This is a genomic window from uncultured Tenacibaculum sp. (genome assembly GCF_947502995.1).
In the GTDB taxonomy this organism is placed as follows: domain Bacteria; phylum Bacteroidota; class Bacteroidia; order Flavobacteriales; family Flavobacteriaceae; genus Polaribacter.
In genome coordinates this window covers 1-331 of sequence record NZ_CANNBW010000074.1, presented here as the reverse complement: position 1 = coordinate 331, position 331 = coordinate 1, and the positions used below count along the sequence as shown (strand labels likewise).

Sequence of the window (331 nt, the reverse complement as noted above, 5' to 3'; positions counted from 1 at the left end):
CTCAAGTAGTTGTAATAATCTTCACAATGTTATTACTAAACGGTTGTGAAGAAAACAACTATGAATTCGGAGATATTATTACACCTAGTAATATTAATATAGTAGCCGAAATTATTGGTCAGGATGCTACAAATCCGAATGGAGATGGAACAGGAGTTGTAAATTTTACAGCTACAGCAGATGATGCTTTATCATTTAAATTTATATATGATGGTATAGAGTCATCTAAACCAGATGGTAAAATCACATATAACTTTAGTGAATTAGGAATAAATACATATACAGTAACAGCAGTTGCAATAGGTACAGGAGGAGTTTCATCAAGTAAAAC

The 331-nt window shown here is 31.4% G+C and carries 1 pseudogene; it reads left to right on the top strand.

From position 1 onward, the window contains the following. Positions 1–26: 26 nt before the first annotated feature. A pseudogene (locus tag Q1A46_RS20795) lies at positions 27–331 on the top strand (glucan endo-1,3-beta-D-glucosidase); the annotation flags it as partial.